Source organism: Rhodococcus sp. ARC_M6 (assembly GCF_022810305.1).
In the GTDB taxonomy this organism is placed as follows: domain Bacteria; phylum Actinomycetota; class Actinomycetes; order Mycobacteriales; family Mycobacteriaceae; genus Rhodococcus_F.
In genome coordinates, this window is the sequence record NZ_JALGQH010000011.1 from 101,146 (window position 1) to 121,811 (window position 20,666).

Annotated in this window: 22 protein-coding genes and 1 riboswitch; of the genes, 9 read left to right on the top strand and 13 right to left on the bottom strand. The window is 60.9% G+C overall.

What is annotated here, in order from left to right; translation table 11 throughout:
* Positions 1-68 precede the first annotated feature (68 nt).
* On the top strand, positions 69-1,910 hold the full coding sequence (locus MTX36_RS14215; RefSeq protein ID WP_243620392.1) for an NAD(P)/FAD-dependent oxidoreductase: 1,842 nt from the start codon (positions 69-71) through the stop codon (positions 1,908-1,910).
* Positions 1,911-1,971: 61 nt separating this feature from the next.
* Here MTX36_RS14215 and MTX36_RS14220 read toward each other — a convergent pair whose 3' ends face one another.
* The 3 genes from MTX36_RS14220 to MTX36_RS14230 all read right to left on the bottom strand — a co-directional run bounded on the left by MTX36_RS14220 (position 1,972) and on the right by MTX36_RS14230 (position 3,436).
* On the bottom strand, positions 1,972-2,724 hold the full coding sequence (locus MTX36_RS14220; protein WP_243620393.1) for a CbtA family protein: 753 nt from the start codon (positions 2,722-2,724) through the stop codon (positions 1,972-1,974).
* Positions 2,715-2,909, bottom strand: coding sequence for a CbtB domain-containing protein (locus tag MTX36_RS14225; protein ID WP_243620394.1), 195 nt, complete (start codon positions 2,907-2,909; stop codon positions 2,715-2,717). The genes MTX36_RS14220 and MTX36_RS14225 overlap by 10 nt, the downstream gene beginning before the upstream one ends.
* A 23-nt stretch (positions 2,910-2,932) precedes the next feature.
* A riboswitch (cobalamin riboswitch) is annotated at positions 2,933-3,074 on the bottom strand.
* A gap of 53 nt (positions 3,075-3,127) precedes the next feature.
* Positions 3,128-3,436 carry an antibiotic biosynthesis monooxygenase gene (locus MTX36_RS14230; protein WP_094271024.1) on the bottom strand — a complete coding sequence of 103 codons (309 nt, stop codon included), beginning with the start codon at positions 3,434-3,436 and terminating at the stop codon, positions 3,128-3,130.
* Between the two features lie 44 nt (positions 3,437-3,480).
* Between MTX36_RS14230 and MTX36_RS14235 the strand changes: the two genes are divergently transcribed.
* The gene (locus MTX36_RS14235; protein ID WP_243620395.1) at positions 3,481-4,224 is read left to right on the top strand and encodes an alpha/beta fold hydrolase; all 744 of its coding nucleotides are present in this window, start codon (positions 3,481-3,483) and stop codon (positions 4,222-4,224) included.
* Here the strand turns inward: MTX36_RS14235 and MTX36_RS14240 are convergent.
* From MTX36_RS14240 to MTX36_RS30265, 7 genes are all read right to left on the bottom strand, one after another.
* On the bottom strand, positions 4,209-4,634 hold the full coding sequence (locus tag MTX36_RS14240; RefSeq protein WP_243620396.1) for an HIT family protein: 426 nt from the start codon (positions 4,632-4,634) through the stop codon (positions 4,209-4,211). The genes MTX36_RS14235 and MTX36_RS14240 overlap by 16 nt on opposite strands.
* A gap of 27 nt (positions 4,635-4,661) precedes the next feature.
* Entirely contained in the window at positions 4,662-7,082 is a 2,421-nt protein-coding gene (locus MTX36_RS14245) for a LuxR C-terminal-related transcriptional regulator (RefSeq protein ID WP_243620397.1), read from the bottom strand.
* A gap of 366 nt (positions 7,083-7,448) precedes the next feature.
* On the bottom strand, positions 7,449-8,330 hold the full coding sequence (locus tag MTX36_RS14250; protein ID WP_243620447.1) for an A/G-specific adenine glycosylase: 882 nt from the start codon (positions 8,328-8,330) through the stop codon (positions 7,449-7,451).
* An 89-nt stretch (positions 8,331-8,419) separates the two neighbouring features.
* Positions 8,420-8,908: a hypothetical protein gene (locus tag MTX36_RS14255; RefSeq protein WP_243620398.1), complete on the bottom strand. Its 489-nt coding sequence runs from the start codon at positions 8,906-8,908 to the stop codon at positions 8,420-8,422.
* Entirely contained in the window at positions 8,905-10,143 is a 1,239-nt protein-coding gene (locus MTX36_RS14260; RefSeq protein WP_243620399.1) for an MlaD family protein, read from the bottom strand. Before MTX36_RS14260 ends, MTX36_RS14255 begins: the two co-directional genes overlap by 4 nt.
* Positions 10,140-11,207: an MCE family protein gene (locus tag MTX36_RS14265; RefSeq protein ID WP_243620400.1), complete on the bottom strand. Its 1,068-nt coding sequence runs from the start codon at positions 11,205-11,207 to the stop codon at positions 10,140-10,142. Before MTX36_RS14265 ends, MTX36_RS14260 begins: the two co-directional genes overlap by 4 nt.
* Positions 11,208-11,237: 30 nt before the next feature.
* On the bottom strand, positions 11,238-11,741 hold the full coding sequence (locus tag MTX36_RS30265) for an ABC transporter permease (RefSeq protein ID WP_243620401.1): 504 nt from the start codon (positions 11,739-11,741) through the stop codon (positions 11,238-11,240).
* A gap of 207 nt (positions 11,742-11,948) precedes the next feature.
* Here MTX36_RS30265 and MTX36_RS14275 point away from each other — a divergent pair, with 207 nt between their 5' ends.
* Together MTX36_RS14275 and MTX36_RS14280 are read left to right on the top strand one after the other, a co-directional pair.
* Positions 11,949-12,575 (top strand): carbonic anhydrase, encoded by a 627-nt coding sequence (locus tag MTX36_RS14275; RefSeq protein WP_243620402.1) that lies wholly within the window; start codon positions 11,949-11,951, stop codon positions 12,573-12,575.
* A gap of 83 nt (positions 12,576-12,658) precedes the next feature.
* Complete coding sequence (locus MTX36_RS14280; RefSeq protein ID WP_243620403.1) at positions 12,659-13,396, top strand: hypothetical protein; 738 nt, start codon at positions 12,659-12,661, stop codon at positions 13,394-13,396.
* A gap of 24 nt (positions 13,397-13,420) precedes the next feature.
* Here the strand turns inward: MTX36_RS14280 and disA are convergent, their stop codons facing one another.
* Entirely contained in the window at positions 13,421-14,506 is a 1,086-nt protein-coding gene (disA, locus tag MTX36_RS14285) for a DNA integrity scanning diadenylate cyclase DisA (RefSeq protein ID WP_243620448.1), read from the bottom strand.
* 96 nt (positions 14,507-14,602) lie between these two features.
* Between disA and MTX36_RS14290 the strand changes: the two genes are divergently transcribed.
* Positions 14,603-15,163 (top strand): PaaI family thioesterase, encoded by a 561-nt coding sequence (locus tag MTX36_RS14290; protein ID WP_243620404.1) that lies wholly within the window; start codon positions 14,603-14,605, stop codon positions 15,161-15,163.
* Positions 15,164-15,169: 6 nt separating this feature from the next.
* On the opposite strand, the gene radA is transcribed toward MTX36_RS14290, so the two are convergent.
* A complete protein-coding gene (gene radA, locus MTX36_RS14295; protein ID WP_243620405.1) occupies positions 15,170-16,603 on the bottom strand; it encodes a DNA repair protein RadA in 1,434 nt (477 codons plus the stop codon).
* Positions 16,604-16,674: 71 nt separating this feature from the next.
* Positions 16,675-17,310 carry a copper chaperone PCu(A)C gene (locus tag MTX36_RS14300; RefSeq protein ID WP_243620406.1) on the bottom strand — a complete coding sequence of 212 codons (636 nt, stop codon included), beginning with the start codon at positions 17,308-17,310 and terminating at the stop codon, positions 16,675-16,677.
* Between the two features lie 264 nt (positions 17,311-17,574).
* Between MTX36_RS14300 and MTX36_RS14305 the strand changes: the two genes are divergently transcribed.
* Genes MTX36_RS14305 through cysS form a run of 4 tightly spaced genes read left to right on the top strand, consistent with a single transcriptional unit; the run spans position 17,575 to position 20,666 of the window.
* Complete coding sequence (locus MTX36_RS14305) at positions 17,575-18,063, top strand: CarD family transcriptional regulator (protein ID WP_094271038.1); 489 nt, start codon at positions 17,575-17,577, stop codon at positions 18,061-18,063.
* A gap of 24 nt (positions 18,064-18,087) precedes the next feature.
* A complete protein-coding gene (gene ispD, locus MTX36_RS14310) occupies positions 18,088-18,783 on the top strand; it encodes a 2-C-methyl-D-erythritol 4-phosphate cytidylyltransferase (protein WP_243620407.1) in 696 nt (231 codons plus the stop codon).
* Complete coding sequence (gene ispF, locus MTX36_RS14315) at positions 18,784-19,260, top strand: 2-C-methyl-D-erythritol 2,4-cyclodiphosphate synthase (RefSeq protein ID WP_243620408.1); 477 nt, start codon at positions 18,784-18,786, stop codon at positions 19,258-19,260.
* A gap of 11 nt (positions 19,261-19,271) precedes the next feature.
* Entirely contained in the window at positions 19,272-20,666 is a 1,395-nt protein-coding gene (cysS, locus tag MTX36_RS14320; protein ID WP_243620409.1) for a cysteine--tRNA ligase, read from the top strand.

The window sequence follows — 20,666 nt, forward strand, 5'->3', positions numbered from 1 at the left end:
ATTGCAACGCTTGTGGCCCGAGCCTGCGATGCGATGTGCTGTGTATCACATTCCGAGAAGGAGAAGTGATGACGCAAACCATCGATTCCACGGTTTCACTCACAGTGGCTGTGACACCTCAGGAGCAGACGCCTCAGGAACGCGTCGACGCCTGGCTGACAGAGTTCGAAGCCGCTCTTGCAGATCGTGACATCGCACGCGTCGCGGCAAAATTCGCTCTCGACAGTTTCTGGCGTGACCTGGTCACATTCACCTGGAACATCAAAACCGTCGAAGGACGTGAGCAGATTGTCGACATGCTCACCGAGCGTCTCGACGACACTGATCCGTCTGGATTTCGCACCGCCGAGACGCCGGACGAAGCTGACGGAGTCACTTCTGCCTGGATCGAATTCGAGACGGCAACCGGCCGGGCCCACGGACACCTTCGATTGAAGGGTGATGAGGCCTGGACGTTGCTGACGTCTCTCCAGGAACTCAAAGGCCACGAAGAAGGTAAGGGAGCCCGTCGACCCCGCGGGGCGAAGCACGGTGCCGACCCCAACCGGGTGACTTGGGCAGAGCAGAAGGAAAACGAAGACCGCGAACTCGGTTACACCGCACAGCCTTACGTCGTGATCGTCGGCGGCGGGCAGGGCGGTATCGCGCTCGGCGCCCGTATGCGTCAACTCGGTGTCCCGGCCATCGTGATCGACAGTCACGAACGCCCCGGGGATCAGTGGCGCGGACGCTACAAGTCCCTGTGCCTGCATGATCCGGTCTGGTACGACCACCTGCCCTACATGCCGTTCCCCGACAACTGGCCGGTGTTCGCCCCCAAGGACAAGATCGGCGACTGGCTCGAGATGTACACCAAGGTCATGGAGGTTCCGTACTGGAGTTCCACCACCTGCACCTCGGCGTCGTACGACGAGAAAGCTCAGGAATGGACCGTGAACGTCAACCGTGGTGGTGAGCAGTTGACGTTGCGCCCCAAGCAGTTGGTGATGGCTACCGGAATGTCCGGCAAGGCAAACGTTCCGACGTTCCCGGGTCAGGACAAGTTCCTGGGCGATCAGCACCACTCGAGCAAGCATCCCGGCCCGGATCAGTACGTAGGCAAAAAGGTCGTGGTCATCGGGGCTAACAACTCCGCACATGACATCTGTGGCGCACTGTGGGAGAACGGCGTCGACGTCACGATGGTGCAGCGCAGTTCGACGCACATCGTGAAGTCGGATTCGTTGATGGACTTGGGCTTGGGTGATCTGTACTCGGAGCGTGCACTGGCCGCCGGAATGACCACTCATAAAGCCGATCTGACATTCGGATCGCTGCCGTACCGGATCATGCACGAATTCCAGATTCCCGTGTACGACGCAATCCGTGAGCGGGACAAGGACTTCTACGACAGGCTCGAGCAGGCCGGCTTCGAGCACGACTGGGGCGACGACGGTTCGGGCCTGTTCATGAAGTACCTACGACGCGGCTCGGGCTACTACATCGACGTCGGTGCAGCCGAATTGGTTGCCAACGGAGATATCAAGCTCGCCCACGGGAATGCTCGTGAATTGACCGCTGACAGTGTCGTTCTCGAAGACGGTACGGAACTGCCGGCCGATGTCGTGGTGTACGCAACCGGTTACGGCTCGATGAACGGGTGGGTTGCCGATCTGATCGGTCAGGATGTTGCAGACAAGGTCGGCAAAGTTTGGGGCCTCGGCTCGGACACAACCAAGGATCCGGGCCCGTGGGAAGGCGAGCAGCGCAACATGTGGAAGCCGACGCAGCAGGAAGCTCTCTGGTTCCACGGCGGCAATCTGCATCAGTCGCGGCACTATTCGCTGTATCTCGCGCTTCAACTCAAGGCGCGCTACGAGGGCATCCCGACGCCGGTGTACGGCTTGCAGGAAGTGCATCATCTGAAGTGACGCCCGCTTGTGCTGTGCGCCTTTATTAACCGCCCGCGGTTAATAAAGGCGCACAGCAGTTTCAGCGAATAGCGAACTTCTTCGCGATTTCGGCATCCTTCGAGGCACGCTCGGTGAGGAAGGCAAAAGCCAATCCGAGAACGAGCCACAACGTCGCCTGCGTAGCGAGCGACGACAATCGGAACTCCCACAACAGAGTTGCCGGAAAATCGTCACCGACCTCGTTGATCGTGGGCAGTGATACGTAACCGATCGCGACGATCACCAAGAACGCAGCAACCGGAGCAGCGATCCGGACACTGATGAACTCATGGGCTGAAACAGCTTTCGCGGCGGCTGCCGCAGCGGTGACGGCCAGCAAGCCCAGAATGACGGTGGCAAGCCACAGTAGCGTCCGCTGGTTGATGGTGTCGGGATCGCCGACAGCGGGTGGGTTGGCCGGGTACTTGAAGAAGGGCACGGCTTCGATAGCGAGCCACCCGCCGGTAGCGATGGTTATCGCCAACAACGGCCCGGCCATGGAGGTGATCCGTCGGGCGTAGTTGGCAACTACGGCGAAGATCGCACCCAATGCCAGTCCAGCCAATGACGTAGCGAGAAAGAGTCCGGCGCGCTGGCCGTCACGGGTGACGAGGGGTGCTTCTTCGCTGCCGTGTGTATGCCCGCCGGCACTGCTGGCTTCCTCGATCGCGATGGCGGCATTGACGTGCGGTTCACCCAGCACGTATGCAACACCGCCGGCAAGAATGCCCGCGATCAAACCGGCCAACAAGCCACGAATCAGAAGCTTCGTGAAATTGTCGGCTAGTGGCACGGCAAGCCCATCAAGTGGCGTCCGTCGTGCATCAGTTCATGCATGTACATGCCGGTGCGCGAGATTGCGCCCTGGTCGAATCCGACCACGTAGAGAGCCAGCATCGCGAGCACAACTATGGCTGCGGCGATGAAAGCGAGACGAGTCGAATCGATCGACGTGTCGGGAGAATAGGCGAGTGCCATCGAAGCCTCCTGGGATTTCGCGTCCCCTAGGTCCATGCGATGGCCGAAGTGTCTGGCTGTCGAGGTGGTTCACCTCGAATTACAGTGGCGCGACCGCTCCGGGCTTACACCGGATTCCTGTCGGACCATCGCGTTTACAAGCGAACCATAGCAGCGAATGGCGTCTGATCGTGAAGGATTTCGCTCGCCAGGCGAACGAAATCCTTCACGATCGTCACTCAACTCTTGGCTGGGACGTCCAGAACTACCTCGAATTCGAGCAGCGACGCACCCGAAGCGACAGGCTTCGCACGCTCACCGGAGTGTGCTGCGCGGGCCGGACCGTCGCGCCAGTCGGCGAACGCCTGCTCGGTCTCCCACTGCGTCACCACGAAGTAGCGACTCTCGCCCGCAGTGGGACGGAGGAGTTGGAATCCGAGGAAACCGGGAGAGTTCTCCACTGCGGAAGCGCGTGCTGCGAAGCGCTTCTCCAGTTCGGGGCCGGCGCCCTCAGGAATTTCGATTGCATTGATCTTCACGACTGCCATGTATCCGACATTACCGCGCGCGCTCACCGCGTACGGTGACACTCGTGTTGCATGACGAAGGTGGGACGGGTCGGCCGATTCTTTTGTTGCACGGCCTCATGGGTAGTGCGCGAACGTGGCGCCGGCACGTGCCGTGGATTCGCGAGTTCGGACACGTCTACACGTTTGACGCGGCCGGGCACGGTCGACCCGCGCCGAAGGAGCTGACGACGGAGGCGTTTGTCGAGGACGTGGCGGCGGCAGTTGCGGGAATCGACGAGCCGATGATCGTGATCGGGCACTCGATGGGCGCTTTGCATGCCTGGTGTTTTGCAGCGGCCCATCCGGAAAAAGTACAGGCCTTGGTCCTCGAAGACATGGCACCCGACTTCCGCGGACGCACCGCGGAGAACTGGGCGCAGATGGTATCGGCGTGGCCCCAACCCTTTGCTACCGAAGATGCGGCAAAGGAGTTCTTCGGCCCGGTTGCCGGACAATACTTTCTGGATTCATTCACCCGTCGCGACGACGGTTGGTACCTCCACGGTGACGTCTCAACGTTTCGGGATATCTCCGAGGAATGGGGAACGCGCCATTTCTGGGACCAGTGGGTTGCGGTGACTGCGCAGACCTTGCTTATCGAGGGCGAGTACACGATCACGCCGGACGGTCAGATGCGTGAGATGGCGCAGCGTCCCGGAACGCAGTACGTACGCATTGCCGACGCCGGGCACTTGGTTCATGACGATCAACCGCAGAGTTATCGGGACGTCGTGACTGAGTTCTTGGTAGCTCAGAGCGCGAGCTGACTGCGGATCGACGCTCCTGTCTGCTCGAGTTCGACAGCTCGCCGGGCCAGCAGTCCCGCGGCGAACTTCGCTTTGTCTCCGAGGTGGCGTGGGACGACGTGTAGGTGGGAATGGAAGACCGTCTGCCCTGCAGCCCGCCCGTCGTTGACCAGAAAATTGACGCCGTCCGCGGCGATATCGCATCGACGCAGTGCCCCCGCTACGAGCGTCCCGACGCGGAACATCTCAGCGCCCTCGTGGTTTTCGAGTTCGTCCAGGTTGGTCGCATGACGCTTGGGGACTATGAGTGTGTGCCCGCGACTGACCGGTCGTGCGTCGAGGAAGGCCAGCACGGTCTCGGTTTCGAGGATCCGGATCGCCGGTTGGTCGGCTCCGACGATATTGCAGAAGGCGCAGGTATCGGTGTTCATACCTACAGAATGTATCCGGTCGACCAATCAGAGCAGTCGAAGTTCCCGTGCCCGCGTGAGGGCTTCGTTTCGATTGTGTGCACCGAGTTTGCGATACATCGTGCGCAACTGGGTCTTGATCGTATTGACGGATACGAAGAGTTTGTCGGCCATTGCCGCCGAACTCAACCCGGCGTCGATCAGTGAAAGGACGGTGCGTTCACGTTCGGTCAATGTGACGATCTGCAACGATTGCGGAAAAGCTTCGGCTGGAATCACTTTCAAGAACTGTGCGAGCGCACTGGAATTGGTTTTCGCCATCGATTCAAGCTGATCGATGTCGGGCAGGGCAATAGTCGAGAACGACCGCAGGTTGCCGGTCTGATCCGCGATGCTGCACGCTTTGGACCAGGCCTCTGCGGCTCGCCGGTGTTCGCCCAACTGGCAATGCGCGACGGCCTGAACGAGAAGCGTTTCCATCTGTGCGCGCGGATATGATTCACCAGCCCAATCGAATTGGTGGCACAATGCCACCGCGGCTTCGTTTTGCCCCGTCTTCTGGCGGAGCCGGGCAACAGAGGCCAGGGTCCACGGATTGTCTGCCGGGTCGTCGATCTCGGAGGCCAGCGCCGACGCTTTGTTTCCGTCCCCGAGGGCAAGGGTGAGATCGATCTCGGTCGAACGCATCAGCGGTCCGGCAAACGACCCAGGTTTCAGGTGCTTCTGATGTGCGTCAACTGCCCTGTGTAACAAGGATAGCGCTGAGAATGTGTCCCGACGAGCCAGCGCGCACTGGCAGTGGGCATAGATGGCAAAGGCCCACAGTTCCTCCCTCTGTGCCGGTTGACCCAAAGCGGTGAGGGCTTCGTCTGCCGAGACAAAGTCGAGAGTGTCGAGCGACGCCAGCGTGCGAGCGACCAGTCCGGATACCTTGACCATCGATCGGAGTCTGTCGTGGGTATCCGGATGCTTGTACTCGAATTGTGTCCATCGTTGCGATTGCAGGGGTTCGCCGACGATGGCCCAGTTCATTGCGGCACTACCGGCAGCGTTGATCGCAATGTAGTCGGCGCCCTGTGACTGGCCTCCCCGGTAGGCCGTTCGCATCTCGATAGTCGACTCTGCGAACCTTCCGTTCAATTGAAATGTGATTCCCCATTGCAAGTGCATGATCGGGAGTTGACGGGTCACGTCGTCAGGGTTGGTCTCGAGAGCTCTACGGCTCAAATATGATAGGCGACGGGTTATTTCGGCTGCCTGCTTGTATTCTCCGGCCATCCGCAACATGATCGATTGCACGCAGCCGACACTGAGTGCATCTTTTGCGCCATCTCCGGATCCGAGTGCCCGAAGTTCTTCCGGAGAGGTGGGGAGCGTATCGAGGAGGCTGAATTTTTCGGTCAAGTGCATGGTGTAGAGGTTGCGCCCAGCTTTGACGGCAACGTTCTTTCCGACAGCTTGTTGCGGAAGCCTTTGCAGCGCAGATCGAATGGCTTCCAGATTATCGGAGATCATCGTGACCCAATGATGTTCGATAATGTGGACGACGAGTTGCCAATCGTGTGCTTCGACTGCGTAGTTCAGTGCCGAAGCGTGGCGCCCGGAATCGAGTCTGTATTGCGAGAGTGACGACATCTGTTGTGTCGGATCAATTCCGGACTGCGCCTGCAGTGCAAGAATCGAACGTCGAACTGCCGGAGCAAGTTCCCACGTTTCTGCGGCCTCGGTTTCGATTCGGGAGAGAGCACCGATGGTCTCCAGCAGAAGGAGACGATTGCGAACTTGCTCACGGGATTCGCCCGACTTGAACAGATGGCCTGCGGTATCCACGTCAAGAGTTCGTGCCGTCGCGCAGGTCACGATGAACTCGCGGTGGTCGGCGAGGTCGGGGTCGGCGAGGATTTTTTCGTGTATGTATTTGTTGATGGCGCGCTGCAAGTTCAGCTCGAGAAGATCCTCTCGACGGTCTTGTGGCGGAAGGTCTTTGACGACGGAAATAGCTGATCGCACCAAGGCCGGCAACCCGCTCGTCGCCGCGATGATCGTCTCGGCCTCGCCGGGAAGCAGAGTTGCGTCGGAGAGGTCGAAGAGCGCTCGGGTGTCTTCGATGCTGAACAGCAGGTCGTCAGCACCGATCAGTGCGTGATCGATTTCGAGGAGATAGGGCTCGGGGAAAAGTGTCAGGCCCGAAAGTGTTACGACGAGATCCAGGTGGTGGCATCGAGATACCAGTTCGATCAGTTGGTTTTCCAACTCGTCGTTCGGAATCCGATCCGGACGTATCAACACCAGTTGTACGGATCTCTCTGCCTCGGCGAGTGCAGCGACGAGATCGGTATAAGAATCGGTGAGTGTGGCCGAAATGGCAATACCGGACTGATTGCATTGACGGAGGACCATCGACCAGTAGGCCTCGGTGCTTGAACTGGGATGTGGGGCGCCAACCCAGACAACTGTGCGTCCGGACATGCTACGTGTTTGGAGCCAGGATGACAGGAGCGCAGATTTGCCGTATCCACTCGGAGCTCGCACGATCGTCAATGGGGCTCGACGGTCCAATTTCGCAAAGAGGATTTGGCGGGGAAGCAACGCGGAGTGGGTACGACGTTCGGGTACCTTCGCCCTCAACTCACCGTCCCGCCCCAGCATCCGTGTATTCCCTTTGTTTCTTGTGTTTCGGAAGGCCCTGCCCAGTCCGACAGGTCATATCGGGAATATCAGAACGATCCGTTTGCTTGGGGGAAGCGTAGTTGGTATGCGCAAAATATGTCTGATTTATGGCATTTACTGGGGGAATATCCGCCCACATTGGATTCGTTGACCGACATTGCAATCTCAGGCGTTGCCCTCGCCGGCCAATGCGAACAAGCCGTCGTCGGTCTGTTCGACCAATCCGTCGACGAGCAGGGAATGCAATGCGCGGTCGCGCTGTCCAGGGTCGGTAGGCCACACTATGTCCAACTGCGCACGCTCGACCGGACGGTGACACTCACGCAGTACTGCCATCAACTTGCCACGAACCTGACGATCGGTTCCGGCAAATTTCTGTACCTTCTTCGGCGGGCCGGTGTGGGCGGGTTTTCCGGCAGCCACCCAGGCACAGTTCGGCAGCGGGCAATCGTCACAGTTGGGTGTCCGAGCCGTGCAGATCAATGCGCCGAGTTCCATCAGCGCGGCAGAGTATGTGGCAGCTCGCTCCCGCGTCCGCGGTAGCAAATCGGCAACGTCGGCCAGATCTCTTGTGTTCGACGGATTTCCAGGCTCGGCGATACCGTGAACGGCGCGGGCAACTACGCGTCGAACATTGGTGTCCACGACCGGAACTCGCTGCCCGTAGGCAAAGCATGCCACCGCGCGGGCAGTGTACGAGCCGATTCCCGGCAGCGTCAGCAAGATATCGACATCCGCTGGAACCGCATCGCCATGTTGGGTCGCGAGGACGCCCGCGCATTCGTGTAGCCGCAGCGCGCGCCGCGGATACCCGAGCTTTCCCCAGGCACGTAGTACCTCCGCTTGGCTCGACGCAGCCATCGCCGAGGGGACAGGCCACCGCTGCACCCACTCTTCCCAGATAGGGGCGACTCGGACCACCGGCGTCTGCTGGAGCATGATCTCGCTCATCAGAATCTGCCAGGCGCTGACGCCTTCGCGTCGCCACGGAAGGTCTCTTGCCGTCGCCGCATACCATTTCAGCAGCACAGAAGACTCGACTGCCACCTTGACTGACACACTCCCCGGGAATTCGACCTTCGCATCGACCTGGCATCGACGTTCGGCGTCACCTTACCGGCAGGTGCCGACGCGTATCAGAGCAGCTGGACGTTGCTGAGCTTCCATTTCCCGTCTTCGCGAACGAGCGAGAGCTGCATACGGTTGCGATCGATACGGGGGTCCAGGGAGTTGGTGTTGGTGATGGTCTGATCAAGGAAGACCAAGACCTCGGCACTGTCACGATCGCTGCCAGCCAGTCCCGCTGAAATGATCTGCGCCGACGACGTGGCCTGATACTGAACGATCATGTCTTGGAGGTTGGCCGCGACCTGGGTGTACTGGCCGGCGAACTCGCCAACCGAGTTTTCCCGTACGACGGACAGATTCTGATCGAGGTTCGCGAAGTTGTACGTCGCGAGATCTGTCGCGAATTGTCGCCCGCTTTCCAGCGCGGTGGTGCGGGCTTCGTTGTCGAGTGAGTGTTGCCAGGTGGTGTATCCGCCCCAGCCGAGGGCCGAGAACACGGTGGGGGAAGGGCTTTCGATCGGGGATTCGTCGTCATCGGACTTCGTGAGATCGCTCAATGTGTTCCCTGTACTAGTAGTGCGGCAAATGAGTTGTCTCCGAGCACTGTTTTCTGACCGCCGGTCAAACCCAGACGAATCGATGTGCCGCCACCGGCCGCGACGGTGCCCACTGCGGGGTCGTATTCGACAACACCTCCGATTGTTCCAGTTCCGGCTGGAATATTCTGCGAACCTCGGTTCTGGATTTTGCCCGATTGGTCAGTGCAATGCTGGTCTTTGTCGAGTGTGGTCGGCGAGACATCCTGTACGGTGCGGCGCGGGGTGTCGTAGATGCAGACCGGACCGACCGCGGTGATGAAATCCAGCTGCGCCCGACCATTCCTGACGATGCTACCGAGCTTCTCGAACCCCTTGGGTACCAACACGAGTAGCGTATCGACGGCCGGCATCCGCGCCGTGACGATCTGACTGGAAACAAGAGAATTCGCCAGCAGGAGGCTGAATGGTTCACGGCTTTGCTCGATGAGAGGCAGTATCTGATTGTCGAGGACGGTGGGACTTCGATCAAGCAGAGTGCGCAGCTGTGGATCCGAAGACCTGACCTGATCGCTCAATTGTCGAAGTGTCAGAGCAGCATCCGGCAGTGCTGCCACGTTGTCCTCGTTGGCCGCGTAGAGAGTGCGTGAATTCTCGACCAGGGTGTTGAGGTGGGGTTGGTTGAACGCGATGGCCCGGACGATAACATCGCAATTGTCAACCAGGGCTTGCAGATCCGGACCTAGTCCACCCAGTCCGGTGCCGAGTTCACGGGAGAGCGTGCGAAGGTCGGCGGGATCGACGGTGTCCGCAGTGGTATTGAAGTTTGCGATGACCGTACCCAGCGGCACCGGTATCGACGTTTGTTCACGGGGTACGACGGAGCCGTCGACAAGGTAAGGGCCGCTGTCGGATTCAGAAGACAGCTGTACTTTCAGTACCGGAACAGCGGTGTCCCGGCTGATGGCTGCAACTGAATCGAGTGGGATCTCTCGATCGGCCGAGATGTTCAGGGTGAGAACGACCAGGTCTCGTTGGGCTGACAGGCGCACGGATTCGACATCACCGACGGTGACCCCGCGATAGGCCACTTCCGACCCTTGCGCAATGCCGGCTGCATTCTCCAATTCGACTGTTACCGCGAAGCTCCCGGTGAACGGATCACCCGCACCTACTTGGCGCACAACGTAAGTCGTGCTGATCACGGCGATCAGAAGAAATGCAACGATCTCGAAGTAGACGGTCCTGTTCTTCATCGTGTACCCCCGAGCAGCGGTGTTGCCGGCGTTCCCGGTGCTGTAGGAAGCGGTGGCAACGGCGGCGCCGCACCCGGGATTATCTCGTTCAGTACTCCGGTGACAGTTCCCTCGATATCGACATTGAGATCGATATTGACGTAATCGCTCGGACTGGCGCGCTCGAGGAGAACCCGGGCGTTGTCGAGGTTTGTCATCGTGTCGCCCAATGTCGGGCCCATCGCCGAAAACTGATCGAGGATGGGCGACAACCGCTCCGTCACATCGGCTATCTGATCGGAAGACTGGTCGAGAACGGAATTTGTTGCGGTGGCGAGCCTGTCCGTCTCGTCCAGTAGATCGAGCAAGGGTTGCCGTTGGTCGGCGACGACGCTCAATGCGGGTGTGAGAGTTCGCAACCCCTCGTCGATAGTGGCGCTTTCGTCGCTGATGACCGCGCTGAGACGGTTCAGTGAGTCCAATGCGGAATTGACGGAGTCCTTCCGCTCGTCGAGGGTGCCCAGAAGTGAATCGAGGCGGGCCAGGAGGTCCGGGACGGTGCCGGCGCGGCCGTCCAGAATTTGATTGGCTTCATGCACGATATTCTTCACCTGCGCCAAACCGCTTCCGTTCAGCAGAGTTCCGACGGCGCCGAGCAATTGCGCGACGTCGGGCCCGCGCACTGTCTGTGAGCGCAAGATTCTTGCTCCGGGTTCCAGCCTTGCCCCGTTCGCGTCTGCCGGGATCTCGAGATTGACGAAGGCGTCGCCGATGGGTGTGGACAATTCGATTCTCGCCCGAGTTTCCGCGGGTAGCGGGATGGTCGAATCGATCTCGGTCTGAACAACTGCCGCAAAGTGATCGGCGCTCATCGACGTGATGCGGCCGACCACGGCCTGCCCGATTCGGACCTCGCCACCGATCGGAAGTAGCGATGCATCGACAAATTCCATGGTCAACGGATACGACTCACCCGGCATCCCTTGCCAGAGGGGAAGGTGCTGGAAATTGAGGCTGCATCCAGTCAGCATCGATGTGAGTGCAAGTGCAGCAGTTGCTCCCACTGTTGATCTTGATGCGGCCATCAACGACCCCCGCCCAAAATCCAGGCAAGATCAGGACCCGCTGCCGTCGAGGGGAATTCGATGGGGTTGATGAGTCCCGGACCACTCCTCGCGAATGGTTCGGGCGCCGAGGTCGGCGCAAATCGCGGAGCCGCCGACACCGGCGATGAGTGCACAGACCAATGGTCCAGCTTGCCCGATGATGAGAAAGGCGACTACGGCGCCGCTGTAGGCGCCGGCGCCGATTTGGTCGGCGAGTGATCCGATCTGGAGTGCAACACCAACACCGAGTGGGATCATCACCAGAGCGGACGCTACCGCTGTGACATGCGCGAGAAACCACATTTGCTCGACGGCTTCGCGCCAGGCGAGTCGCCGGCGTCGTACTGCCGTGATTGCGGCGAGGCACACATGGACGGTGAAGGTGAACAGGAGTCCGATCTCGCAGAGCAGGTTCGCGAAGAGATTCGACTTGGCTTGTGCCGGGAGCTCCGGCATGTCTTCCAGTCGACTCGCTTCTTCCGGGCGACTGTCGTTTTCAGCTGGTGTGGTCACGCAGATCGTCCTCCCGCCTTTTCCTGCAGGAAGTGCCGGCAGGGCTCGCCCAGATGTACCCCCCGTACATTTGTGGACGAAGTTTTAGTGCTTCAGATCACAAAGGGTGGCGGTATCAGGAAACTGACTCTGAAGTAAGTTCGGGATTTCCGTCCAAGAAACCTTTCCCGATGAGCCGGACAATCTCGGCGGGTGCACAATATTGGAATGCCACATACAAGTCCGCTGAACGCTTGGAAGTCCCTCCGCGAGGGAAATGAGCGATTTGTGAACGGCACGTCGATACATCCCAGCCAAGGGATCGCCGATCGGGCGAAACTGGTCAATGAACAGCATCCCACTGCAGTTCTGTTCGGCTGTGGAGATTCACGTGTCGCAGCTGAGATCATCTTCGACCAGGGGCTCGGCGACATGTTCGTCGTTCGCACCGCCGGTCACGTTCTCGACGATTCGGTGTTGGGTTCCATCGAGTACGCCGTACATATTCTGAACGTGCCGCTCATCGTCGTGCTCGGGCACGATGGTTGTGGCGCGGTCAAGGCCACACTCGACGCGCTCGACAAGGGCAAGATTCCCGACGGCTTCATCCGCAGTGTGGTCGAGCGTGTTGCGCCGTCCATCCTCATGGGTCGGCAGGAAGGTCTGTCCACCGTCGACGAACTCGAAGGTCGGCACGTCGTCGAAACCGGATCGCTCATCATGCAGCGCTCCCGAATCATTGCCGACAAAGTGGATAAGGGCACGTGCGCAATCGTCGGCGTCACCTACGCGCTGTCCGAGGGACACATGCGTTTGCAGGGCGCTGTCGGTGAAATCGGCGAGTCAATCGAATAATCGAAAGAACCACGCTCAGGTAGGCGCCGACACGCCGTCTCAGCTGACCGTTAGTCGGGCCTTCGCCAACTACCGTTGAGACCGTGTTGGAACCGAATGGGCCACTGCCCCCTCAGATTTACTGGCGTCGACGGGCGCTGGCCATCGGTGCTGCAGTCGTTGCCTTGGCCTTGATCGTCTGGTTGATTTCTGCCGTCGTCGGCGGGGGTAGCGATTCCCCCGAGGCGGACGCTGCGGCTGCGAGTTCTTCGCTGACCCCGGAAGTGTCTTTCACTCCCAATCCGTCCGGGAGCAACGGCTCCGGCGGTAGTGGCGGCGGCAACGGCGGCTCGGCCGATTCCGGCTCGGGTGGTTCTTCGGCGTCCACGTCGGGCAGCTCGACCACATCTCCGACCAGTGCCGTCCCGGTGCCGGCGGGCCAGTGCGCGGACTCGTCCCTCGCGGTCAAGGCGACTGCCGACAAGCCCACGTTTGCCGGTGGCGAGGAACCGACCTTCACGATCGTCATCACCAATATCGGCTCGGCCGGCTGCAATCGCGATTTGGCCGGTGGTCTTCAACAGGTGCTCGTCTACAGCATCGACGGCAAGACCCGGCTGTGGTCCAACGTCGACTGCTACCCGCAGCCGGCTCCGGATATCCGCAACCTCGAACCGGGCGAGCAGGCTGCATTCAAGGTCGCTTGGTCCGCCACAACGTCGAATCCGGATTGTGCCACCTCGGCGAACCCGCAGCGCAACCCCGTGGGAGCCGGCGCGTACACCGTTGTCGGGCAACTCGGAGCATTGCGGAGTGGCGCGGAGCCGTTCAATATCGCTTGAGGGATCGCGTAACCAGCGGCTCGATCAGTTATACGAGCCGGTGATCGACGTCTCGGCCAGCCGCGACAATCCTTCGCGGATGTGACGAGCCCACAGTCCGCCGATGCCTTCGACGGACTGGAGGTCGGCTGCCGTCGCGGCCAGCAGAGCCTGCAATGTGCCGAACGATCCGACGAGTCGGTTGATCTGATGGAACTGAAGTCGCGGTACGCGCATGAGGACTCGGTATCCGCGCGGCGTCATCGGGGTGTCCAGAGCTTCGATCGTGCCCGGGTAACCGAGCACCCGCGCGAGGGTGGTCAAGTCCAGGAGATCGGCGTCGGTGACGCGGTCGAGTGCAGCGAGCACGTTGTCCATTGCTGCGGTTTCGATGGGTTCGGGCCCGGCGAGGTAGTCCCGCACGATCAGTTGACGTGCAATGTCGTTGTCGCCGACCAACTCTTCGAGCTGCAGCGCAAGCTGGCGGCCGTCGGTACCGAGTTCGAGAACGTCCTGTTCGATCTCGACCGATACGCGTCGAACCATTTCGAGTCGCTGCACGACGGTCAATGCGTCTCGCAATGTCACGAAGTCCTCGATCTCGACGACGGACAGCGCCCGGGTGACCTCGTCGAGACGCGCTTTGTACCGCTCGAGGGTGGCGACGGCCTGATTCGCTCGAGAGAGGATCGTGGCTGAGCCTTCGATGACGTGCCTGATGCCGCCGACATAGACACTGACGATCGACATCGACTGGCTCACTGATACAACCGGGTACCCGGTCTGGATCGCGGTGCGCTCCGCAGCACGGTGCCGAGTGCCGGATTCGACGGTCGGGATCTTGTGATCGGGTACCAATTGTACGTTTGCGCGGACGATGTGCGAACCGTCGGTGGAGAGGACGACAGCGCCGTCCATTTTCGACAGTTCTCGAAGCCGGGTAGGTGCGAACGCCACATCGAGGTTGAAACCGCCGTCGCACAACGATTCGATCTCGTCGTCGTATCCGAGGACGATCAGAGCGCCGGTGCGGCCGCGGAGAATGCGTTCGAGTCCGTCGCGCAGAGCGGTGCCGGGTGCCAACCTGGCGATGGTCTCTCGCAATGCCGACGACGACTGGGTATCCGCCATCGCACTGATCATTGAGAAACTCCCTGCTGAGGTTGACGTCACTATGCCCGAGTCCGAAGGTCGCTGCGGACTTGTCTCCGTTTAGATTACCTATCTATGAGTAGCACCTGGACCTTGCCTGACGACCTGACCGTGCCCAAGCCCGTCGATTTCTTTCCCGCCCCGGGTGAGAAGCTGCCGCAGCACTGGTCGAAGTGCTTCGGTTGCGGTGACGATCAGCCTGCCGGAATGGCGATGAGTTTCCGGGCGGGTGAGGGCTTGGAGGTGACCGGGCGCCTCGAGGTGGCGAAGAAGTATCAGGGTGGACCCGGCGTGATCCACGGAGGGATCCTGTCCACAGCTTTCGACGAGGTTCAGGGCGTCGCCTGCATGGTGCTGGGTGTGCCGGTTGTGACCGGGCACCTCGAGATCGACTTTGCCCGTCCGATTCCGCTGGGTTCGGTTCTCGAGTTTCGTGCTCGCGTCGAAGGCACGCTCAGGCGCAAGGTCTACACGACCGCCGAGGCCTTCATCGTGGAAGGAGCCGCAGCGGATCCTGATGTTGCAGTGGGTACTTCGCGCGGGCTGTTCCTGACCATCACCCCGGAACATTTCGCGAAGACCCAGGAGTTTGTGGACGGTGTGCCGACCTCGCCGTTCGGAACGTCGTCGGTCTGACACGGGTTACTTCACCGGAGTGAGTTTGGGCCGAGGCGAACCCTGTTTGCCGCCGAGTAGACCGGCGTACGACAACGCCTCGCCCAGATTTGTCACTTCGTTGACTCTCATGCCGGGGATGTTCGGGCCTGAATCGACAGGCACGATCGCACTGGTGAATCCCAATCGGGCAGCTTCGATCAGACGGCGATTGACGCCGGCGACGCGTCGTACCTCGCCGGCCAGTCCGACCTCGCCGAGAATGACGAGCCCGTTGGGAACAGGCTTGCCTTTCACCGCGGAAGCGACGGCAATAGCCAAGGCCAGGTCTGCGCCGGGTTCCGTCATACGCATCCCGCCGACCGTCGCGGCGTAGACGTCGCATTTGGCGATCGATACTCCGGCACGGCGTTCGAGAACGGCCAGAACCATAGCGACTCGCGCGGTGTCGAGCCCACTGACCGCTCGGCGAGGAGTGGGTAGCGGCGTGGAGGCCACGAGCGCCTGAACTTCGCCCAGCAGTGGACGTTTGCCGTCCATCATGACGGTGACGGCAGTGCCCTCTACAGCTACTTCCCGATGGTGGAGGAACAGCCCCGAAGGATCGCTGATCTCGTTGATGCCCTGATCGGTCAGCTCGAAGCAACCCACCTCGTCGGCAGCTCCGAATCGGTTTTTGACGCCGCGGACCATGCGCAACGTGGAGTGCTTGTCTCCCTCGAAATGCAGAACGACGTCGACGAGATGTTCGAGCGAGCGAGGCCCGGCAACCGCTCCGTCCTTGGTCACGTGGCCGATCAGCAGCACCGGGATCCCGGTGGTCTTGGCGAGCGAGGTCAAAGCGCTGGTGACTGCCTTGACCTGCGTTACGCCACCGACGACACCGTCGACGTCGGCTGCGAGCATGGTTTGCACCGAGTCGACGATCAGCAGACTGGGTTTGACCTGTTCGACGTGGCCGAGGATGGTCGCGAGGTCGGATTCGGCAGCGAGATACATCCGCTCGTGGACGGAATTGGTGCGGTCTGCGCGGAGCCGGACCTGCCCGGCAGATTCCTCGCCGGTGACATACAGCGCGCGGTCCTCGGGGCTCCGCATCGCCCAGCGATACACGACCTCGAGTAGCAGCGTGGATTTACCGACGCCAGGCTCACCGGCCAGGAGGACTACTGATCCGGGAACCACTCCGCCGCCGAGTACGCGGTCGAGTTCTCCGATTCCGGTGGGCTTGGCCTGGGTGCTCTTGCTGTCGATCTGAGTGAGCGGGGTAGCCGGCGTCGTGGGCAGGACAGCGCTCGACCCGGCTTTCGCGAGTGATGCCCCGGCTCGACTGGCAACCGGGGCGACGACGGCGACTTCCGCCATCGAGCCCCACGTATCGCAGTCTGGGCAGCGGCCAACCCATTTGGGTACAACGGATTTGCACTCGGAGCACCGGTAGTTCGATTTAGCTTTGGCCACCGGAACAGACTAGAGGCGGGGTCCGACATGGACCCCGCCTCTAGTTCGATCGTTCGGAGTGAGCGTGAAACTCAGTGTCCGGCTTCAGCAACGTCCGGAGACTTGTCCGACTCGTTGCGCTCGAGCTTCGGGCCCGCGTCGACGGGAACCTGGACCGTTACCGGACCGGCCTTCTCGAAAGCGAAGGTGATCGGGATGGTCAGGCCCGGACGGACACCGGCCTTGATGTCCTGCAGCAGAACGAGAGCGAGTGCATCAGGTGCGTCGCTGTTCTCGTCCTTGTTTGCGATCTGCTTGTCGGCTTCGGCCTCGGCGGCTGCGCCTGCGGGAAGCTCCCCGGCCTGCAGAGATGTCTGCGGCTTGAGGGTGAATCCGGCGACCTCTTCACCGGCGACGACGCGAGCGGCGTAGTCGGTGTTGATGCTGACGAGCTTGTCGGTGGTGTCCAGGCTGTCGTTCACGATCGTGAACGCCAACACAGTGGTGCCGCCGGGCTCGATGCTGTACTCCTCGGACGAGGGGTAAGCGATGTGAACATTGCGCAGGGCGATGTCACCGACGTTGGCACTGTTGCCGTTCACAGCTGCCTGCTGGACGGCGGTTTGGCTCACTTGGCCCGAGCTGCATGCGGACAGCGCGATGGCTGCGCCTGCAGCCAGTGCAATGGCGGTAGCGACTCGGCGAGTCGGCTTGCGGATAGCAGTCACGGTTTGTCCTCCAGGGCGTCAGGTTCGCACTCCACTAGGCAGAGTAGTAGTCAGCTCTCGGGAGCCGGTCGCTGGGTGGCCACAACGGTTGTCTGCGTGGGCTTTCGGGGAGCTGTATATAGACCGCAGAGACTGGTTGCATGCACGTACAACAGGCACTGTCAACCCCTACGCTCGAGCAAGGATGCCCCTGACCTGCACAGTTGATGCATGGCCGGTTCTTCGACGTGTTAAACTAGTGGAATCGAAAGGGGCACGGGACACATGATTTTCAAGGTCGGAGACACTGTCGTCTACCCCCATCACGGTGCGGCGTTGATCGAAGCTATCGAAACCCGCACCATCAAGGGTGAGCAGAGGGAATATCTCGTTCTGAAGGTTGCTCAAGGCGATCTCACGGTTCGGGTTCCCGCAGACAACGCAGAGTACGTCGGTGTTCGTGACGTAGTCGGACAGGAAGGCCTCGACAAGGTTTTCCAGGTTCTGCGTGCACCGCACACCGAAGAGCCCACCAACTGGTCTCGTCGATACAAGGCAAACCTCGAGAAGCTTGCTTCCGGTGACGTGAACAAGGTCGCCGAGGTTGTTCGTGACTTGTGGCGTCGTGAGCAGGATCGCGGACTTTCCGCAGGTGAGAAGCGCATGCTCGCCAAGGCGCGTCAGATTCTCGTTGGTGAACTCGCGCTCGCCGAGGGCACCAATACCGAGAAGGCCGATATCATTCTCGACGAGGTCCTTGCGACAGCGTCCTGAACTGACTACATAAAAAAGCTGACAGTGTCAGTAGTAGCGCTGGTTCCCGCCGCAGGTCGGGGAGTGCGCTTGGGTGAGCCATTGCCCAAGGCATTCGTCGAACTCGGCGGGCGCACCATGCTTACACGCGCGGTCGAAGGTCTCCGGAAATCCGGTGCCGTCGACCGCGTTGTTGTGATTGTGCCGCCGGAACTCGTTCAATCGGTTGCCGCGGATCTGGGTCGTAGTGACGACGTCGACGTGGTCGCCGGGGGCTCGGAGCGGACCGATTCGGTTCGCGCGGGGCTTTTGGCTGCCGGCGACGCCGAGTTCGTGCTTGTGCACGACGCCGCGCGGGCACTCACGCCGCCGGCCATGATCGCTCGTGTCGTCGACGAGTTGAAGGCGGGCGGTGCGGCCGTCATTCCGGTGTTGCCGGTGACGGACACCATCAAGTCCGTAGATGTTCTCGGCACCGTTACCGGGACGCCGCTCCGTTCGGAGTTGCGGGCGGTCCAGACACCACAGGGTTTTTCCACGGACCTATTGAGGCAGGCTTACGCCGCGGGTGATCTCACCGCCGCGGGGAATCTGGCAACCGATGATGCCGGGCTGGTCGAGAGACTCGGCGTTTCCGTACGGACCATTGCCGGTCACGTTCACGCTTTCAAGATCACCACGCCACTCGACCTCGTACTGGCGCGAGCGCTGCTGAGTGCGGAATCACAGGACGGAATCTAGATGCGAGTCGGATTGGGCACGGACGTTCATCCCATCGAGGCCGGTCGGCCTTGTTGGATGGCGGGATTGCTGTTCGAGGACTCCGATGGATGTTCCGGGCACTCCGACGGTGATGTAGCGGTACACGCTCTCTGCGATGCGCTGCTTTCCGCGGCAGGGTTGGGTGACCTCGGTTCTGTTTTCGGGACCGGAAGGCCGGAATGGGACGGCGTGAGTGGCGCCCGAATGTTGGCCGAGGTACGCAGGTTGCTCGAGGAGAACCACTTTGCGGTCGGCAATGCCGCAGTGCAGGTGATCGGGAACCGGCCCAAGATCGGGCCACGACGAGACGAGGCGCAGCGCGTACTCACCGACATTCTCGGCGCCCCGGTTTCGGTGTCTGCGACCACTACCGACGGCCTCGGATTGACGGGGCGGGGCGAAGGGATCGCCGCAATGGCCACCGCATTGGTCATGGCAACCGGCGACGACAGGTAAGATCGCTGGTCGTGACCCTGCGCCTATACGACACCGGTACGCGGGCCCTTCGGGATTTTGTTCCGTTGGTCCCCGGACATGCATCGGTGTACCTGTGTGGGGCGACGGTTCAAGGTGATCCTCACATCGGCCACGTGCGTAGCGGCGTCGCATTCGACGTACTACGGCGATGGCTTCTTGCCGGCGGCAACGACGTTGCGTTTGTTCGCAATGTGACGGACATCGACGACAAGATCCTGAACAAAGCTGCCGACGCCGGCCGTCCCTGGTGGGAGTGGGCCACGACGTTCGAGCGTTCATTCACGTGGGCCTACGACCAGTTGGGTGTGTTGCCGCCGTCCATCGAGCCGCGGGCTACCGGTCATGTGACACAGATGGTCGAGATGATGGAACGTCTCATCGCGAACGGTCATGCGTACGCGTCGGGCGGTGACGTCTACTTCGACGTCCAGAGTTATCCCGAGTACGGCGCACTGTCCGGACATAAACTTGACGACGTCCACCAGGGTGAGAGCGCAGCCGAGGGCAAGCGCGACCCGCGCGACTTCACGCTGTGGAAGACCGCGAAGCCCGGTGAGCCCTCGTGGCCGACGCCGTGGGGCCGCGGCCGTCCGGGTTGGCATCTCGAGTGCTCGGCAATGGCTGAGTTCTACCTGGGTGCGGCATTCGATATTCATTGCGGTGGACGCGATTTGGTTTTCCCGCACCACGAGAACGAGATCGCGCAGGCAAAGTGCGTCGGCGACGATTTTGCTCAGTACTGGTTGCACAACGGCTGGGTCACCATGAGTGGCGAGAAGATGTCCAAGTCTCTGGGCAATGTGTTGTCGGTGCCGAATGTCTTGAAAAAAGTTCGCCCGCAAGAACTTAGGTACTACCTCGGTAGCGCGCACTACCGCTCCAATCTCGAGTACTCGGACGATGCCCTCGAAGAGAGCGCAAAGTCGTATCAGGGTCTCGAGGCGTTTGTCCTGCGCACGCACAAGCGTGCGGGCGGTGTCGAACTCGGCACGTGGACAGAAGGTTTCGCGTCGGCACTCGACAACGATTTGTCGGTACCGATCGCGTTGGCAGAGATTCACGGAAAAGCGAGTGAGGGTAATACCGCGCTCGCAGCGGGAGATCTGGATGCCGCACGGGTGGCTGCCGGTCAGGTGCGAGCGATGCTCGCGATCCTGGGCGTCGACCCACTCGATGCGCGTTGGTCGCAGTCCGGTGGCGACATCGAGACGGCAATGGAAGCTTTGGACGTGTTGGTGCGCGCCGATCTCGATCGGCGGCAGCAGGCACGTACGGAAAAGAACTGGGCGGTGGCGGACGAGGTCCGTGATCGCCTCATCAAGGCGGGTATCGAAGTAACCGATACCCCCGACGGACCCGAATGGTCCCTGAAGGCAGGGCAGTAA

Excerpts from the sequence above, each read along its gene's own strand:
- disA (WP_243620448.1), bottom strand. The coding sequence starts at position 14,506 with ATGGCGGATACCCAGTCGTCGTCGGCATTGCGAGAGACCATCGCCAGG.
- ispF (WP_243620408.1), top strand. The coding sequence starts at position 18,784 with ATGCGAGTCGGATTGGGCACGGACGTTCATCCCATCGAGGCCGGTCGG.
- MTX36_RS14215 (WP_243620392.1), top strand. The coding sequence starts at position 69 with ATGACGCAAACCATCGATTCCACGGTTTCACTCACAGTGGCTGTGACA.
- MTX36_RS14290 (WP_243620404.1), top strand. The coding sequence starts at position 14,603 with ATGAGTAGCACCTGGACCTTGCCTGACGACCTGACCGTGCCCAAGCCC.
- MTX36_RS14230 (WP_094271024.1), bottom strand. The coding sequence starts at position 3,436 with ATGGCAGTCGTGAAGATCAATGCAATCGAAATTCCTGAGGGCGCCGGC.
- MTX36_RS14260 (WP_243620399.1), bottom strand. The coding sequence starts at position 10,143 with ATGAAGAACAGGACCGTCTACTTCGAGATCGTTGCATTTCTTCTGATC.
- MTX36_RS14275 (WP_243620402.1), top strand. The coding sequence starts at position 11,949 with ATGCCACATACAAGTCCGCTGAACGCTTGGAAGTCCCTCCGCGAGGGA.
- MTX36_RS14225 (WP_243620394.1), bottom strand. The coding sequence starts at position 2,909 with ATGGCACTCGCCTATTCTCCCGACACGTCGATCGATTCGACTCGTCTC.
- MTX36_RS14240 (WP_243620396.1), bottom strand. The coding sequence starts at position 4,634 with ATGAACACCGATACCTGCGCCTTCTGCAATATCGTCGGAGCCGACCAA.
- MTX36_RS14265 (WP_243620400.1), bottom strand. The coding sequence starts at position 11,207 with ATGGCCGCATCAAGATCAACAGTGGGAGCAACTGCTGCACTTGCACTC.
- MTX36_RS14245 (WP_243620397.1), bottom strand. The coding sequence starts at position 7,082 with ATGTCCGGACGCACAGTTGTCTGGGTTGGCGCCCCACATCCCAGTTCA.
- MTX36_RS14305 (WP_094271038.1), top strand. The coding sequence starts at position 17,575 with ATGATTTTCAAGGTCGGAGACACTGTCGTCTACCCCCATCACGGTGCG.